18 protein-coding genes and 1 tRNA gene are annotated in these 15,726 nt (G+C 34.6%); 2 read left to right on the forward strand and 17 right to left on the reverse strand.

The genetic code is table 11. From position 1 onward, the window contains the following. Positions 1–37: 37 nt before the first annotated feature. Positions 38–337 carry a MerR family transcriptional regulator gene (locus GM418_RS10940; RefSeq protein ID WP_158865980.1) on the reverse strand — a complete coding sequence of 100 codons (300 nt, stop codon included), beginning with the start codon at positions 335–337 and terminating at the stop codon, positions 38–40. Positions 338–507: 170 nt separating this feature from the next. After that, positions 508–1,821: a tyrosine-type recombinase/integrase gene (locus tag GM418_RS10945; RefSeq protein ID WP_158865981.1), complete on the reverse strand. Its 1,314-nt coding sequence runs from the start codon at positions 1,819–1,821 to the stop codon at positions 508–510. Between the two features lie 488 nt (positions 1,822–2,309). On the opposite strand from GM418_RS10945, the gene GM418_RS10950 reads away from it, so the two are divergent. Beyond that, positions 2,310–2,384: transfer RNA gene (locus tag GM418_RS10950), tRNA-Arg, on the forward strand. Positions 2,385–2,549: 165 nt separating this feature from the next. Here GM418_RS10950 and GM418_RS10955 read toward each other — a convergent pair. The 14 genes from GM418_RS10955 to GM418_RS11020 form a co-directional block, all read right to left on the reverse strand. Continuing rightward, positions 2,550–3,515, reverse strand: a complete 966-nt coding sequence (locus tag GM418_RS10955) for a hypothetical protein (RefSeq protein WP_158865982.1) — start codon at positions 3,513–3,515, stop codon at positions 2,550–2,552. A gap of 21 nt (positions 3,516–3,536) precedes the next feature. After that, positions 3,537–5,582, reverse strand: coding sequence for a hypothetical protein (locus GM418_RS10960; protein ID WP_158865983.1), 2,046 nt, complete (start codon positions 5,580–5,582; stop codon positions 3,537–3,539). 10 nt (positions 5,583–5,592) lie between these two features. After that, positions 5,593–5,844: a hypothetical protein gene (locus tag GM418_RS10965; protein ID WP_158865985.1), complete on the reverse strand. Its 252-nt coding sequence runs from the start codon at positions 5,842–5,844 to the stop codon at positions 5,593–5,595. A gap of 1 nt (position 5,845) precedes the next feature. Then, positions 5,846–8,539, reverse strand: coding sequence for a phage tail tape measure protein (locus GM418_RS10970; protein WP_158865987.1), 2,694 nt, complete (start codon positions 8,537–8,539; stop codon positions 5,846–5,848). A gap of 3 nt (positions 8,540–8,542) precedes the next feature. Continuing rightward, positions 8,543–8,962, reverse strand: a complete 420-nt coding sequence (locus tag GM418_RS10975) for a hypothetical protein (protein WP_158865989.1) — start codon at positions 8,960–8,962, stop codon at positions 8,543–8,545. Between the two features lie 719 nt (positions 8,963–9,681). After that, positions 9,682–10,029: a hypothetical protein gene (locus tag GM418_RS10980; RefSeq protein ID WP_158865991.1), complete on the reverse strand. Its 348-nt coding sequence runs from the start codon at positions 10,027–10,029 to the stop codon at positions 9,682–9,684. Positions 10,030–10,040: 11 nt separating this feature from the next. Next, positions 10,041–10,403 (reverse strand): hypothetical protein, encoded by a 363-nt coding sequence (locus tag GM418_RS10985; RefSeq protein ID WP_158865993.1) that lies wholly within the window; start codon positions 10,401–10,403, stop codon positions 10,041–10,043. Positions 10,404–10,849: 446 nt separating this feature from the next. Continuing rightward, positions 10,850–11,548 carry a hypothetical protein gene (locus GM418_RS10990; RefSeq protein ID WP_158865995.1) on the reverse strand — a complete coding sequence of 233 codons (699 nt, stop codon included), beginning with the start codon at positions 11,546–11,548 and terminating at the stop codon, positions 10,850–10,852. Positions 11,549–11,604: 56 nt separating this feature from the next. Further along, positions 11,605–11,778: a ribbon-helix-helix protein, CopG family gene (locus GM418_RS10995; protein ID WP_158865997.1), complete on the reverse strand. Its 174-nt coding sequence runs from the start codon at positions 11,776–11,778 to the stop codon at positions 11,605–11,607. 79 nt (positions 11,779–11,857) lie between these two features. After that, a complete protein-coding gene (locus tag GM418_RS11000; protein WP_158865999.1) occupies positions 11,858–12,235 on the reverse strand; it encodes a hypothetical protein in 378 nt (125 codons plus the stop codon). Between the two features lie 141 nt (positions 12,236–12,376). Beyond that, on the reverse strand, positions 12,377–12,598 hold the full coding sequence (locus GM418_RS11005; protein WP_158866000.1) for a hypothetical protein: 222 nt from the start codon (positions 12,596–12,598) through the stop codon (positions 12,377–12,379). A 10-nt stretch (positions 12,599–12,608) separates the two neighbouring features. After that, complete coding sequence (locus tag GM418_RS11010) at positions 12,609–12,839, reverse strand: hypothetical protein (protein ID WP_158866002.1); 231 nt, start codon at positions 12,837–12,839, stop codon at positions 12,609–12,611. 34 nt (positions 12,840–12,873) lie between these two features. Continuing rightward, positions 12,874–13,149 (reverse strand): helix-turn-helix domain-containing protein, encoded by a 276-nt coding sequence (locus GM418_RS11015; protein WP_158866004.1) that lies wholly within the window; start codon positions 13,147–13,149, stop codon positions 12,874–12,876. Positions 13,150–13,159: 10 nt separating this feature from the next. Further along, the gene (locus tag GM418_RS11020) at positions 13,160–13,324 is read right to left on the reverse strand and encodes a hypothetical protein (RefSeq protein WP_158866006.1); all 165 of its coding nucleotides are present in this window, start codon (positions 13,322–13,324) and stop codon (positions 13,160–13,162) included. 133 nt (positions 13,325–13,457) lie between these two features. Here GM418_RS11020 and GM418_RS11025 point away from each other — a divergent pair, with 133 nt between their 5' ends. Continuing rightward, positions 13,458–14,153, forward strand: a complete 696-nt coding sequence (locus GM418_RS11025; protein ID WP_158866008.1) for a helix-turn-helix domain-containing protein — start codon at positions 13,458–13,460, stop codon at positions 14,151–14,153. Positions 14,154–14,452: 299 nt separating this feature from the next. Here the strand turns inward: GM418_RS11025 and GM418_RS11030 are convergent, their stop codons facing one another. Then, positions 14,453–15,577, reverse strand: a complete 1,125-nt coding sequence (locus GM418_RS11030) for a Fic family protein (RefSeq protein WP_158866010.1) — start codon at positions 15,575–15,577, stop codon at positions 14,453–14,455. Positions 15,578–15,726: the final 149 nt, after the last annotated feature.

Raw genomic sequence — 15,726 nt, forward strand, 5'->3', positions numbered from 1 at the left:
TTACTCATGACAATAGAAGAAGTAATAAAAGGAACCATTAGAAATTCTGCATATCTTCAGCCAACTCTGATGGGAAATAATAAATCTCGCGTCCCATACGATGGTATCTCACTTTACCTAGCTTTCGATAACTTGACATACTTTGACGAGACTTTTTGTAAAGCTTACAAGCTTCCTTTTCAGATATTGGCTGTTTGCCAATGTCCAAGTCTTGAATTAATTTTTTCGCTGTTTTTTCAGCAATATCCTCGCCGAAATTCCTTAATACTTCGGGGGTTACAGTAATCTGCAAGCTTGTTCCGACGGGTGCTGTTTTTACTAATTCTTCGAACGACATCTTTATAATTTTAGTTATTAAATGGCACAAAAAAAGCCTTGACCACCGACTGATGGTAAGGCTTAAACGTTATCTCAAAAATACTTGTACGCTAACGAAGATAAAAGGAAAAACAAACAGAGTTATGAGCAGGGTTATTAACCGTGGTGTCCAAAAGCGTTAAACAATAGTTAGGCTGACTTTACAACTTTCAATACTTCATTTATGCTTTTCGTTTGTTCAAGGTTCTGTCGCAATGCTTGTTTATCTTCATCTATATATCGTTTTAAAGTTTTATAGTCTGTATGTCCAGTTATTTCCATCACCTGGTTAACTGGCATTTTGTAAATGTTTAATAAAATTGACACACATGTTCTCCGGGCCATATGTGAAGAAATCGCTTTATGAAGTGGTTTTACAATTTCAATTTTCTGAGTTCCCTGGTAACGGGTGATTTTGACTGTACGGTTTAATTCTGCCTTCTCTGCGGCCAGTTTAATATAGTCATTAAATTTCTGGTTGCTTATTTCGGGAAGTTTGTAATCGTACTTTTTCAAGATATCAAGTGCCGGTGCTGCATACCCCACAAGTGGTATAATAGTTTCCTTCTTGGTTTTGTAAGCTTTAAATATCCAGGTATCACTATCTAAATCCTCCTTTTTAAATGCTGAGATATCTGACCATCGTTGCCCGGTAAAAGCGCCAAAACAAAAAATATCTCTTACTCGTTCTAAACTTTCATGTTCGCTTAAATCTTTGTTGTATAGCGTTCTTAGTTCCTGAAGGGAAAGAGTCACAATATCCAGGTTTGAATCACGCTTTGCCCTAAACTCAGAGTGCTGGAAGATTGTATTTGAATGCTTTCTACGTTCGTAACTCCATTTTAAGAAGTTCTTTAAATTTTCAATATACTTTGCCACGGTATCATCCCTAAATCCGGATTCTTCTGACTTCTGATTTTTTGCTTCATATTGCAAATAGTGTTTATAAGCGTCAATAAAATCCAAATCAATAGTTTCGAAGGTAAACCGACGATAGTATCGCTCTGTATATTTCTTAAGTAAATTTTTGGATGTTTCAAATTTTTGGATTGTCCGGTGACTAAGCTCGTTCTTTTTCCTTCGAATAAACTCATCGTAAACAAGGAAAAAGCTGTTCTCATCATTAAATTTCGGTGCCTGATTGTCGGAAACAAACTCCTGAATATTCATTCTGATTTCTTCGAATGATATGAGAGAATTTTCATTCATTAAATGATTATATTCTCCCTGAACATCCCTTAGGAGATTCCCTAACCGTTGATTAAACGCCTGCGCTCCCGGAGCCTGCCATTTTAATTGCTGACGGGTAAAATCCCAATGAACAGGAAACACCTGCAGGTCCGTTTTGCATTTAAATCTGTGTTTCCGGTCAAAACTCACAAATAATAGAACCGGTGTTTGTTCAGGATTCAGCAATGATTTGATATCCCTTTTTTCTTTTTTCCTCTCTTTTAATTCTTCCATAACTCCCTTTTTATAAGGGGTTCGTAGTACAAAACTGTAATTTGCCATGTGATCTATAAAATGTGTCCCACGTGTCTCAAATAACTTATTTCTTTTTTAATGTGAGTATAATTATCTGAAATACAGGTCATAAATATAATAATTTTGAGACATATATAGGACACAATCAGTTTACATTTTCACATATTTTATTAACCACGATGTAAAACAAACGAACCAAAATACGACATTAATAACTGAATTATAGATATTTAATTGTAGAACAAAGAATATATACGTTAATAAAAAGTAGCGCTGCCCCCGCTACTTGGAAAGCCGGTTTTTAGCCGGCTTTTTATTTTCTATACAATCCTTTTTCCCTAATAATTATATTTCAGTTGGTTTTTTTATAGATGGGAAGTTAATTCACAAACATTTATCTATTATTTTTTGATTGATTTGGGGAGAAAAGGGTTTTTCTCTATTTTTGCACACCCGAAATGAATTACGGTCCCATAGTTCAACGGATAGAATAGCAGTTTCCTAAACTGTAGATCTGGGTTCGATTCCCGGTGGGACTACCATTAAAGAGATGATTATCAAATAGTTATCTCTTTTTTTGTGGTTGTTTATGTATCCTTTAGTGGAAATATAAAATTTATTATAAAAAAGCCCACCCGAATACGGAGTGGGCAAAATCAAATGAAACTGGAGTCTCCTATAAAGGAGATTCAATTAAAAAACACATATTATTTAAGAAAATCTTCCAATGAAAGATTCATATTTTGAGAGCTTTCAACCGGGCCATATTGTTTCAGCGATGGGTCGCGGTGAAAAATGAAAGGATTAATATCAAAACTTCTTCCTTTAAATTTAAAAAAACGTTCTATGCGTTGAAGCTCTCCAGGTCCTTTTTCAAGTTTAATAATCCTCAATGCGCTTAAATCTTCTAATGATTCAAGCAATCTTTCAATAATTCCTAACACTACATTTTGTTCGGGTGTAGTTGTTCGGATGGCTAAAAAATTTGAAATAGATTCACCGAATTCTAAATTAAATTCAATCGAAAATAAATCTCTTTCTTCATCATACAACTTTTGAAATGGAAATATAAACCCAGTTGATTTTATTTTTTGCCATGCGGACATTATTTGACTATGGAGTGAGACAAGTTCCAAAGTTTCAGGATAGGTAACTAATTTTTCCTCAATTACTCTTTCTTTATTAAGCCATTCCGGAATTTGTATCTTTTTAGTTTCAATATACATTCCTGGCAACCATTTCTGAGGGTTACTTTTAATAAATTCGGTTGTTTCCGTAAGACCATAATTACCTTCCATCTCGAAAAATGCAGCCAGATCAAGTCTGCATTTATTAATCAACTTACAGAAGAATTTATAATTTCTATAAATTTCGTTATCTCGGGTGTAATCAGCTTCTCCGATTTGTTTGGGTTCGAAGTCAGATAAATATTTATCAAAAATAAGTTGTTTCCTGGCTGATTCAAATTCTTTCTTTATTTTAAACTCTTCCTCTCTTTCTTTTTCTACTTGCTCCTGTTCTTTTTTCTTCCTCTCTTCAAATTCTTTTTGTTTCTGGATAGCTTTCTGACGTTCCGCTTCCTGCTGTTTTTTGTGCAATTCCCATAAGGTTTTACCTTTTTCAAAAGGTGTTTGTTCTGTAGCTGAGGCTACGTTGTTGTTTTCTTTTGTCATTTGAAATTATTTTTTACTTTCTTAAAAATTTACAACCATAGGATAATATCTTTCTAATCCATCGAAATCAATCATATCATCAACTTTGATTATATCATTCAATTGCCACATATCTGTTAATGAATAAGTTTTCGGTGAATAATTTATTTTATAGGCTTTCATTTCCGAAATGGAAATCCTGTTTATCCCAAATTCAGTGCTAATCGAATCAATAATAAATTCACCTTCCTGGGACCTATATTTTTTATAGATATTATTGACTACATAAATCAGCGCATTTAATGGAAAATCAGCGTTTCTGGAAACCTCTTGTTTTGTTGAAAGAAACCGGGCCCATAAATTCCACCGTTTTTTAAGCAATCCGATTTCACTGTCTTCAAAATCCAAACTTAAATTTTCAGTTTTATAAGAAGCATCGTTATTCGCATTGTAAAATAACAACCTGGGAGAAAAAGTTTCGAATTCAAATTGTTCACTTTGCATATTCCCTCTCTGTTTGGTATATGGTAACTGCTCGCCAAATAAACTACTAAATTCAGTTTTAATTTCTAGCTCTGTTTCTTTTCCATAATTAAAATAAGCATTCTGAAAACCTTTAGTTAATAAATCCCATCCAATAAACTTTTCCTGTACCTGATCGCCGGTTTCCTCGCTATCCCATTCATTTAACCACAATTTGTATTGGGCGTACCCGTTTGACTCTTTCACAAAACGAATCTCATCAATTTCAGGATTCTCAATATTTGCGAGAGCAGTCCACAAATCAACCGGTTCTTTCTCTTTGTCGCGGTATTCGCTTATATCTAACCAGATCTCACTAAATACAAAATCGTCACTATCAATTTGGTTTAAAAATTTTAGTGTCGAATCTGTTTCTGCTGCCATATTCCATTGCCCAATCATGTACTCATCAATATTTATTGCTTTTTGTGTTAAAATGCTTTCACGATCAATTATATCAACAATATTCCTTTCGCGCCTGAAAAACGGAAATACATTGATATTATTCATGGTTGACAATAGAAAATCTCCAAGTTTTATTTGAGGGAGTAGTTTTTTGTAATAAAATTTATTTACTTTTCGGTATACTGAATCAATTAAAAAACCAACACTAACTGGCTCAGTTTGATAATCAATTAAAATATCATCAACTTGCATGCTGTATTTGTCCGAATAGGAAACATTAAAATCTTCAGTGTGCCTAATCTCTGTAATATCGTAGTTGTGGTAAATAATCAACCTTTTTAGGTCGTCATTATCTAAAATAAAATTTTCATCCACGTAAAAGCCAGCATCCTTAAAAATGGTTTTTAATACGTAGCTCAAAAACAGCATAGGCGAAACAACTGCAACATCTAAGTTGTCTCTGATATTTTCTGGGTCCGCTTTGCTGTTTGTATCTGGAGTTCGAATTGTTCCATCAATATTTTTCTTATTTACAATACACCCTGACCTTTGCATAAAGGCTTCGGTGTAATCTTCTGTTTTCACCAATTGCCAGCGGTACTCTCTTTCATCTTTTTTGAAGATGGGAAATTCCCAAATCCATTTATTGTAATTCGGATTTGGTAAATATCTTGACGCCTGAGTTGTCTGCCCTTTGTCTTTAAAAAAATATGTATTTAAAACTTGAGGACATCCATATTCATCAGAATCCGGATCATAATTTGATTTATTGATGAATATCTTTTCTTCGTTGAAGGAAATACTGTCATATATAAATTTTTCTCGGTGAATTTCAGCTAAATTGCCTATACTGCTTCTTAACCACCCGCTGTATGAGTCTTCATTCGCGTTCTGTATAATTAGGGTTCCTATCATTAACAAAACGCCACCGTAGCGAATTTCAAAACCTGAAAATTCGCGGCTATTTTTTGATGTTGCTTTTTCAAAACGCCCTGGATTCCCCAGCAACATCCTGTTATTATCATTAACCGGGATAGATATATCAATCCCTATATCACCCGGTAATTTGTCTGTGTGCAAGGCCGGGTTATTCCATTCCAGCCGAACAGTTGTGTCCTGGCTTAACACAAAGGGATTGTTATTTAATAGAAAACTCAACATTTTAATCTTTTTAAAATTTTACTTTTTCGTTGTTTTCCTCCAGAAACTTTTTTCGTTGTTTATATGCTTTAGAATTTTGGGCCATGATCCGTTCATTGTATTTTCGTAAATCCAGTAAATTGTCAATTTGCTCTTTATCTTCCTGATCAGCATTCATCAAATCCAATTCAATTAACTTCCGTTGTGCGAAATACCCATCCAGGGTTCTCATTAACAAAGGCAATTGCTTTTTATATAGTGATATTGTCTCTTCTTTTGTCATGCTATTTCGATTGGAAAAAACTACTACGTTCCTTCATTTCATTCCACTGTTTTAACCGCTTTTCTATCATTTCAACTGAAACTGAAGGTTTCCAATTTATAAAGTCGCGTGTTGCCTTTGTATTTTCTTCCAGTGCGAAGGTGAATCTTTCGATCGTATTCGAATTATTCTTTGTTTGAGAATTTGAGCTGATATTAACAGTTTCAGGGTATTTCCCATCTGCATATTTAGAGGGAGTTCTTCCATCCCGAAAAGAATAAATGGCATCCAATATTTCGGGTGCGTTTGTTTTGATTCTGCTTGTCGTAATCCCATCAATAACCATTTCGGGTTGCCCTGGAACCTCGTTAAAAATCCCCAGGTGCGGACCGCTGTACATTCCGGTTTTTGGCCTGCCAGCAAATACCGTGTTATAAGTTTTGTCATCATCGGCAGGAATTGGATATTTACCTATTGCATAACTCTTTACTTTTTTACGCTGAGCGTTAGCAATTCCAAGCTGAATTGCCCCTGTTGCGCCGAGTAAAACTGCGGCAATTGCCCCGCCTATAGGACCTAGTTGTCTAAATCCTTGCATAATTGCTCCGGCTGTCGAAGCCACTATTTGTGCAGCTGTAACTGCAAAATTAAGGTCTGCGTATTTCTTTTTTATCTCTTTTTTCTTTTCTTCATTTTCACCGGCTTTTTCCAATTCAAGCTCCATTAATGCAGTTACAAAATTTACAGACATGTTCGCCAAATCCTGTGCTTGCTGAATCTTTTCCCTTTTTATTTCAAAACGTTCTTCTTCTGCCTGCCTAGTAAGCTCAGTTAACTGGTCTTGGTATTGTTGTTCACCGATTAGGCCCTGTTGATACATTGATTCATTAAGAGCCATTTTAAAGGCCAGTGTTTCCTGGTATTTTTGGATTGCGTAATCCCCTTCCGGATTGGTTTCCTCGTTTTCTTCCGGGAGCTTGGGAACCAATGAAAAATCTATTGTTTTTTCATTTTGGCTTTTTTCAATGGCTTCAATAAACGCTTCAAAAGAACCTTCACCTAATTCAGAAAAATATTTTTTTATCGCCTCCTTTTGAGTTTCCTCGTTTTCCTGCAGGAATTTTTCTATTGCAAGGGCTTTTTTTCGCTGTTCTGCAATTTTTTCAGCTTCTTCAGTTGCTTGCCTAATGTGCTTTTCTTCTGCCTCTTCCACTCCTTTTTCTCTTTCCTCTTCCTGCAGCTTTAAATGATCCTCTTGTTGTTGTTGTCTTCTCCTGTAATATTCATCCCAAATCAACTCCGACTCTTTCCGGCTCATTCCAGTATTTTTGATTTCAATCAACATGGCCATCCTGTGATTTTCGACCTGCTCCAGTGTAAGTTTGTTTTCTTTCTCTACAATATCCTGTAGTTTTTTGTATTTCTCTCCGGAAAGATTCATCATGGCATCATAAACCCTTGAAACTTCATCCTCAGTAAATTTGCCAGCGCGTTTAAATATTAAGTCAACATTTGCAAGTTTAATTAAGGAATCAGTCAAAAATTTTACGGTAACCCTGGAGAACCTGGCTAAAATACCATTACCCTCTTCTATTGACAATATGAAACCTTGCCAGGCAGAATTTAGAAGTGTGATATCACCGGCCAAATTATCCAGCTGGGTATCTACCATTTTTTGTAATTCCTCCTGGACACCAATTAACCCGTCTCGCAATTCCAAAGTACTATCTGCAGCTGTTAAAAATGTATTGAAGGCAGAAACGGACCGTTTATCTGTAAGTTGTAAAGTTTCATTTAAATCAATCCCTCTGGCTTTTAATTCGGCAAGTGCAGGAACCAGGTCGTCAAGTGACTCGATGGGGCGGCCTAATGCCTGGGCAAGTTTGCCGTTTGAATCTGCCAGGTTTAAAATAATATTCCGGGTTGCTGTCGCAGCTGAACTTGCATCAAAACCGGCATCTTTCAATTTTCCGGTCAAAGCTATCAGATCTTCCAGTTCAAACCCATAAGCTTTTGCCACTGGTCCGGCTGTAGAAAGAATAGTTTCAAAATCTTCAAAACTTAAAGCTGATTTTGTTGTTGCTACGGCCATAGCCGATGCAACTCTTTCAGCATTGGCAGCTGATAAATCAAACGCTGATAATGCAACGGCTGTAACTTTTGCCGCCGGTGCGAGTTCAGAATTTGTTGCTGCAGCAAAATCAAGAGCAGCTTTTGTTGAGGCTTTTATTTGCTCTTTTGTGAAACCGAATTTTGCAAATTCAGTTTGCAAGCCAGTAACTTCAGAAGCTGTAAATTTTGTGATTGTTCCGTATCGGATTGCATCATTAGTAAGATCCTTAATTTCATCTTTTGTTGACCGGAGAACTGCTGCAAGGTTGGATTGTGCCTGACTGAATTCTTTTGAGATATTAGCAGCATTTCGAATGACAGAAACTACTGCAGTTAAACCACCAACCAAGCCTAGCGAACTAAAAATACCTTTCATCCTCTGCCATAATTTGCTGGTGGTTCGCATTTTCGCATTGTATGAGTGCATTATTTTTTCCAGGTTTTTAACCTTTTGGTGCTGTGCAGACCATTCTTTCGTTCCAACTGTTAAGTTTCTCAGAATCGCCTTTTGTTTGGCAAATTCCTTACTTACACCGGCAACGCTGTTTCTAACTTCTTTACCATTAATATAAAGATTTATCCTGCGTGTGTAGGTTTGTGCCATGATTTAAGGATTTGATTGATTTTTTATTCTCAGAATTGCATAAAAGTAAGCGAGTATCTCCTCGCTGGAATAGTTCATATTTTTTAATTTATACTTGAACGATCCATTTGTCGTTCCTAGTTCTGCAATCAATTGGCTGTGGGGAATTTTTGATGCTTTAATCAATTCAGGAATTTGTTTTCTTATTTTATCTAGACCTTTATTTATTGCAAAAGCAGACATATAATTTAGAATATCGTCTGCGGTATATGTTTTTAACTGTAATTTTCTATAGTGTGATTTTAAGGGCTTCTGAGCATCTTTGGCTAATTCCCGAACTGGAATATTACACTGATTTATAATTTTAGGCATTTCTTCCTGGATTTTTATGAAATCTTCAGAATTTTTATACATCATTTGATATCTAATACCGATACGTGCCATGATAATATTTTTTTAAATCCATTTTTCATTAATAAATTCACAAAGGACATTATATCAATAATTTATGTTTGAAAATTAAAAAAAGAACGAGCTTAAACGTAAGAGCAGTCCGAGCCCATCCTATCGTTATAGACAGAAAAAGTGACAGAAAAAAAGGAAATATGATACGACCATCTCATATTTTGCTCCTCCTTTTCTGCCCAAATTCAACTGTTAATATCTTTCTTACAACTGAGGAGACCGTTTCACCTTCTTTTTCTGCCCTAATAATGACAGCTTCTTTTAAACTGGTGGGAATCCTGGCTGTAAGGTGTTCACGATTAAAATCACATATTATTTTTTCTTGCTCCATATCATAATAAAAAACGATGCACCAAATGTATGATGCATCGTTAATGTATTAAAGGACAAATGTGTACCTCAGTTTTTAATGGACTCTTTCAAAGTTTCTAAATCTTCTTTTAAGGCTGCAAGTCTTGATAGAGGTACTATTATTCTTTCATCTTCTTTATCCAATTCGCCTGCGGCTCCATACAATAAGAGAGTTGTAACTTTCTCAATTGTTGAAATGTGGCCTTCAATTGTAGTACTGTTGTTAAAATCTACTTTGCTTAAATTTTTTGATTTTCCATGATTTTTGTAATTTTAATGTGACAATTTTAATTTATTAATATGTTGTCGGTGAAATAACAACACTAGCCAGGTCGAAACCTGGCTTTTTATTTTCTCTTCAATGATTTCTTGAAAATTTTTCCTAAAAAAGTTTTTGTGTTTTTATTATTCACTTTATTTTTTTTGTTGTGAGGAATGTTGATGTTCGTTGTGTCGTACTTTCTCAAATATTTGAGATTATCGGCATATTGCCGTCTAAAAGTATCAATTAGTTGGTTGTTAAAATTTCTTGATTCGAGGATTGCATTAATATCATCCAATGATCCATTGGGATTTCGCTCCAGCAGTTTATCAGTATATTTATTTTCCGCAATTCTGCCATTAATGATTTTTTTAAGCTTTTTCAACGACCATTTAGTAAATTTTATCTCTTCCTGAAGTTGTTGTGCATTCATTATACTTTGTTTTAATTTCTTTTTTCAATTTTTACAATTTCAATGGCGGCCAAATTGCGCCAATTATTTGTGATTTTGCGGGCTAACTGTTCAGCTTCATTTTCATCTTCAGCATTCAGGTTAATGTTCAATACCCGCATATTTCCATTTAAATATTTGGCTTTAAGTACAATAATGTATGGATCTATATAAATAGGATCTATCGATATCTTTAGTATGGAATAGGACCTGTGATCTTTCCAGCTTTCTACTGTGCGTATTGTTTTTTCCATTGCCTCTTCCTCGGAACTGGCAAATACAGATATTGCTGTTAAATGGTTGTGTAATTTTTCGCTATAATCCAGCGAAACTTTTATGAAATATTCGTTTTTCATTTTTTTCGTTTATAAACTTTAAAAACCCTCCTACTTGCTTACCATCTTACTCGAAAATCTTCTGAAACCCGTATTCTTTCGTTTTTCGAGTAGCATATATTAAAAAGTTACTTACTCGTTTACTCGACCTTATTTTACAAGCCTTACAGAAGATTTTTATAAAATCAATCTTACTCGAATAAACCCTTTGTAATTTGCGGCTTTTTGTAATTTCGAGTAACTTGGTAAGATGTTTTTTGATTTTCATTGATAAAATTTTTGAAAAAACATGAATTAAAATAGTGTTTCCGCTTCTGGTTCATCATCAGCAAAAACAGGCAAAACGATTAGAAACTTTTCAAGTCTCTTGCTAATATTCAAATCAGCTTTTACAAAAAATGGCCTCATTTTTTAAACTTTTATATTTATCCCTGAATCCCTGGCAGCTGCAAAAAAGGACTGTATTTTTATTCATCATTTTCAAAATCCTTTAACATGTTATTTGGTATCCTAAGATCTAGATTTTTAAATCGGGAACTACCTTTTATCGTTTCTTTCTGATTTTCTTTTGCTCGAATAATGAGGGTTACCAAATATTTTTTTAAGTGCGCCCTATTATTAAATGAATCGCCACCAAAAAAACTCCATTCGTCTTCCTCCAGTTTTTTAAATAGTTCTATTACACCAGATTTGGTTAATGCCTGGTTTTCTTCTTCCTGAATTTCATCAACTATATTTTTAAATTCAAAAAAATCCGGTACGTATGTATTTTCTTTCTTATTTCTTTCTTCTTGTTTATGGTTTGGACTGTCTGTGGATTTATCGTGGATTGTTTCTGGATTTATCGTGGATTCATCGTGGACTAACTCATCTTTTAAAGACTGGTAAACGTCATAATTTTTAATGGTTACAATAATTTTCTTCGTGGACTTTGTTTTGATTATCATTCCACTACGTTCCAAGTAACGAAGGGCTACCTGTATATTGGTTTTTGTGTATTTTCGTGGTGGTTTTCCACCTGACCAGCTTAATGCCTGGATGATCTCATTGTAATCGGTAAGCGTTTGACCACGTTTAATTACCCGCCCAGAAACCCTATTTTCTGCGTGATTAGCTGTAAGCAACAGATACAGCCACACTTCTCGAAAATGAGGTGGTTTTTCCATGATCTCACTATCTAGGATTGAGCGATGTAGCTTTATCCATCCTTGCTCAGTACCCATTATGAATGCTCTTTCTCGTTTACCACTTTCCGGAGGGCAATCCGGATAAAATTTGTGATGGATATGTTTTCTTTTCGGCAGTATTCATCCAATGCCGCGCGTTCATCTTTCGAAAGACGGATTCCTATTCTGAGATTTTTTTTCCGTACATCTTTTAAATCGATATTTTTCATTTGATAAAAATTTGTTGAAACAAGGTTTTGTTTTTCTGTTACAACATCAAGGACAAAAAAAGAGGACCGTTTTGTCTCCCTATCGTGATAATTTTTTACGGATCAGTTCCAGTGTTTTTTCATCGTTATATTCCAGCCACTCAAAATCCTCCGGGGTAATGTTGTTGTGTTTTAAATATTCTGTACATTTCCGTACTATTTGCCGTTTGGCCCGTTCGTTTACTTCGCTTTTTTCTGATTCGTAATCCCCAAACCATCCGGAACGGTAATATTTGCCGCCGGACGAATCCCAGCAGCGGTTCCAGCTTTGTATATGTATATGCCGGTAATGGGTAACCATGTTGGCAATCCACAATGTATTTTTGTTATCGATAACCGTTTTCAGATATTCGGATTCCGGGAAATAATCTTTACATAACTGGCAAAATGCTGTGCTATTTTCAAACGGCGGAAACAAACATATTTCAAGTGCTTCAACCGCTTTCAGCGATTCCTTTTCTTCCTTTTCAATTTGCCGGAATTCATGTTTGATTTTAGCGACTTCGCGCTTCTGGATACTTTGTCGATTTTTATTATGATTCTAATTTTACTTTTGTATTTACTCAAAAATAAATCTGTAAACATCATGCTTATTTAACTCATAACGACTACCGGCAACAACTGCATTAGTGCTTGTATCTACTATCAAAAAACCACCTAAATTGTCGGTATTTATGTTTTTCACCTTGCTTTTGTTCAGCAAATAACCCTGCTTTTGTAACTCTCTGCGGAGTTTGTTTTCATTGGGATTTTCGATATATTCTTGTGCTGTATTTTTCATTTTTTTAGGTTTAGTCTTGGTGCAATGGATTTTCTATTTCATATTCCCTCAAACCATCAAGCAATTCTTCAAGTACATCCTCAACTTCGAGGACCAAGTTTATTCTTTCTAATTCGAGATTGTCGTCGTTTATTTTCCAGCGGCCAGCAGCTACATTTATATACCGCTCCCTAAATTCTTTAAATTTCTCGATGGTTTCTTGCATTTCATTAAATGTGACGTAATTAAATTCTACTTTCATGATTTCATTTTTTAAATTATTAATAATTAATTATTTATGATTTCTTTTTATCAGCTTCGTTTCGCAAAGCTTCAATTATTTCTGAACGGAAAAACCAGGTTTTACGCCCGTGGCCATGTTCGCGGAAAATTCCGTTTTTTATGAATTTGCGAAATGTGGGTAACGACATCCCGGCAAGTTTGGCAGCTTGTTCCCTGTTTAGTTTATCGCGTGTAATGTCGGGTTCCTGTGGCCGGTTGGCCCGAAGTTCCTGCCGGAGTATCTCCCGAAATTCCTTTGCTTTTAGGATAATAATAGATTCATCGTTCATGGGACAGTAATTAAAGAAGTTCGTAGGTCTGTTGTAATGCAAAACGGATTAGGTCGGAAAGATTAACATCTTTTTTATGACAATAATCCATTACTTTTTTATGCTCTGAAGGTGTCACAGGCACGAATAAACGTTTTACTTTTTTTTCAGGTTTTGGAATAAAAACATCTTTCATAATATCATTATTTGAGTTATTATGCTTACAAATATATATAAAACTATTTTATTATAGAATATTATATAATTTTATTTTAATAATGATATACTTTTTTTGCTACTAATTATAGTTTTATCTATATTTTTGCACTATGAAACCTATTGGGGAAAAAATAAAGGAACTAAGAAAGTCTAAAGGCATTAACCAAATTTCAGTGGCTGAAGCTTGTGGAATCAAACAATCTTCATACGCCAATATAGAAAACGGCAAAACACAAGCTATTAGCATTGAAGTTGGGAAAGGTATTGCTAAAGCATTGAGCATTCCTTTTGATGAATTGTTTGAGATTGAATATTCAAACGATACAATTATAAAACTTGAAAATCAGCTTAAAGAGGAAGAGGAAAAAGTTAAAAAGTTAGAAGAAAGAATCAACGAAAAAAATATTATAATAGAATCTTTCAGAAAAGAAATTTTACAATACAAGGCAAAGTGGCTTTGGCCGAAACTCATTGAAAACCTTTCAATAATTGGGAGAAGTGAAATGAAACTAAATGGTGTAAATTCAGAGAAACAGATTGAAGAATTGGAAGAAATCATTAATTATAATATTGGTCAATTTAAGGATAAAATCTCTGTAGTTTTGGATTCAGGCATTGTTGATCGCTATAATCTAATGGATCATATTCTACTAAATTCACCAATCTTACAAAATATAATAAGAGAAAAGACCAAATCGAAAACTGAATTCATTTCGTACTTCACGAAATACATAAATCGGTTCATTGAAATTAAAGAATACGAAGTAGAAAAATTTATACTAACTCACAAATTTATTAATTGGTGAACAAATTGTCCCCCATCTGTAAATACTGCGCAAGAATAAATTTTGAAACTGTCCCTAAATTGTACAGATTCAGCAAAAATATTTTTTGTGGTTTATTTCTTTTTGAGAATAAGAAATTTGAGATTTTAAATTATCGCTGGGTTTATTTATTCATTTCCCGGGATTTTTATTTATAATGTCAAGTTGTCCTTTTCAGGGGACAACTTGTCCAAAAATATTTGTTTTTATAACTTTTTGTTTCAAAAGAAGTGGTTCCTGCATGGGGCTGAAATGACAAGATTTAGTTATTTCCCGTTATGCTACCTGAACAAACTCAAGTATTCATCAAAAACATAGATCCGGCCTCGTTGCCCTCCGGTAACTTCATTAAGAATACCCAGTTTTTCCAGGCTGTTAATCAGTTTGTATGCCGAAGGCATTGAAATGCCGGCAACTTTGCTCACTACATCAGCTGTTACCAATGGTTTTTGGTATAAGAAATCAGTAACAGCTTTTGCAGAAGTCATCCTGTTACCCAGGCTTTGAATATCATTATCCACTTTCTTTTGCAGCTGCATTATACCGTCAAAAGTTGATATTCCATTTCTGCAGGTTTCAATAATTCCAACCAAAAAGAATTTAAACCACTGCTCAATGTTATTATCTACTCTCACAATAGTTAAATTGTCATAATACAACTTTCTGTTTCTTTCAAAAAAATCGGATAAATACAGAATTGGCTTTTTTAAAATATTCCTGCTCACCAAATAAAGCGGAATAAGCAAACGGCCAACCCTCCCGTTTCCATCTAAAAACGGGTGAATGGTTTCGAACTGGTAATGTACAATGGCAATTTTTAAAAGCTCAGGTAACAAATTAGATTCATTGTGCAGAAACTTTTCAATGTCGCTCATTAATTCTGTTACCGACGAATGAACAGGTGGAATAAAAACCGCATCGCTAATGGAAGCCCCTCCAATCCAGTTCTGGCTTCGCCTGAATTCTCCAGGTTGTTTTTCCGCACCCCGCACACCCTGCAATAATACTTTATGCGTTTCACGAATTAACCTGTTAGAAAATGGCAGGTTTCCCAATTCTTTAATGGCCCACTCCATTGCTTTTGTGTAGTTCTGAACTTCTTCCTGGTCATTTCTCCTATCCAGTGGAATATCTTCTTTATCCAGCAGTGCTTCTTCAATTTTAGTTTGCGTACCTTCAATTTTGCTACTTTTTATAGCTTCTTTGAGAACGTGCATACTGATAAATAAATCGATATTGGGAATATAATTGGAATACATATCCAGCCGGCCTAACTCCCTGTCTGCCTGGCTTAATAATTTCCATATTTCCATGTTCTCAATCTTCCATTCCCGGTTAATTGGGTTAGGTTGGAAACTTTTGTATGTTCCTTGATTAATATAAGTTCCTGCCTGAAATGTTTTCATCTATGCAAAATTTTAAATAAAAATACTCCTTATTTAAGAAAACAGCAAAAAACTTAAATAACGAATGAATTAATTTAACTTTTTGAATATAATTTTAAACAAGAGGCTACCTGATTAAATCTTCTTGTATATAATTTAAATAGCCGGTT

The organism is Maribellus comscasis (genome assembly GCF_009762775.1).
GTDB classification, from domain to species: Bacteria; Bacteroidota; Bacteroidia; order Bacteroidales; family Prolixibacteraceae; genus Draconibacterium; species Draconibacterium comscasis.

Excerpts from the sequence above, each read along its gene's own strand:
- GM418_RS10940 (WP_158865980.1), bottom strand. The coding sequence starts at position 337 with ATGTCGTTCGAAGAATTAGTAAAAACAGCACCCGTCGGAACAAGCTTG.
- GM418_RS10945 (WP_158865981.1), bottom strand. The coding sequence starts at position 1,821 with ATGGAAGAATTAAAAGAGAGGAAAAAAGAAAAAAGGGATATCAAATCA.
- GM418_RS10955 (WP_158865982.1), bottom strand. The coding sequence starts at position 3,515 with ATGACAAAAGAAAACAACAACGTAGCCTCAGCTACAGAACAAACACCT.
- GM418_RS10960 (WP_158865983.1), bottom strand. The coding sequence starts at position 5,582 with ATGTTGAGTTTTCTATTAAATAACAATCCCTTTGTGTTAAGCCAGGAC.
- GM418_RS10965 (WP_158865985.1), bottom strand. The coding sequence starts at position 5,844 with ATGACAAAAGAAGAGACAATATCACTATATAAAAAGCAATTGCCTTTG.
- GM418_RS10970 (WP_158865987.1), bottom strand. The coding sequence starts at position 8,539 with ATGGCACAAACCTACACACGCAGGATAAATCTTTATATTAATGGTAAA.
- GM418_RS10975 (WP_158865989.1), bottom strand. The coding sequence starts at position 8,962 with ATGGCACGTATCGGTATTAGATATCAAATGATGTATAAAAATTCTGAA.
- GM418_RS10980 (WP_158865991.1), bottom strand. The coding sequence starts at position 10,029 with ATGAATGCACAACAACTTCAGGAAGAGATAAAATTTACTAAATGGTCG.
- GM418_RS10985 (WP_158865993.1), bottom strand. The coding sequence starts at position 10,403 with ATGAAAAACGAATATTTCATAAAAGTTTCGCTGGATTATAGCGAAAAA.
- GM418_RS10990 (WP_158865995.1), bottom strand. The coding sequence starts at position 11,548 with ATGGAAAAACCACCTCATTTTCGAGAAGTGTGGCTGTATCTGTTGCTT.
- GM418_RS10995 (WP_158865997.1), bottom strand. The coding sequence starts at position 11,778 with ATGAAAAATATCGATTTAAAAGATGTACGGAAAAAAAATCTCAGAATA.
- GM418_RS11005 (WP_158866000.1), bottom strand. The coding sequence starts at position 12,598 with ATGAAAAATACAGCACAAGAATATATCGAAAATCCCAATGAAAACAAA.
- GM418_RS11010 (WP_158866002.1), bottom strand. The coding sequence starts at position 12,839 with ATGAAAGTAGAATTTAATTACGTCACATTTAATGAAATGCAAGAAACC.
- GM418_RS11015 (WP_158866004.1), bottom strand. The coding sequence starts at position 13,149 with ATGAACGATGAATCTATTATTATCCTAAAAGCAAAGGAATTTCGGGAG.
- GM418_RS11020 (WP_158866006.1), bottom strand. The coding sequence starts at position 13,324 with ATGAAAGATGTTTTTATTCCAAAACCTGAAAAAAAAGTAAAACGTTTA.
- GM418_RS11025 (WP_158866008.1), top strand. The coding sequence starts at position 13,458 with ATGAAACCTATTGGGGAAAAAATAAAGGAACTAAGAAAGTCTAAAGGC.
- GM418_RS11030 (WP_158866010.1), bottom strand. The coding sequence starts at position 15,577 with ATGAAAACATTTCAGGCAGGAACTTATATTAATCAAGGAACATACAAA.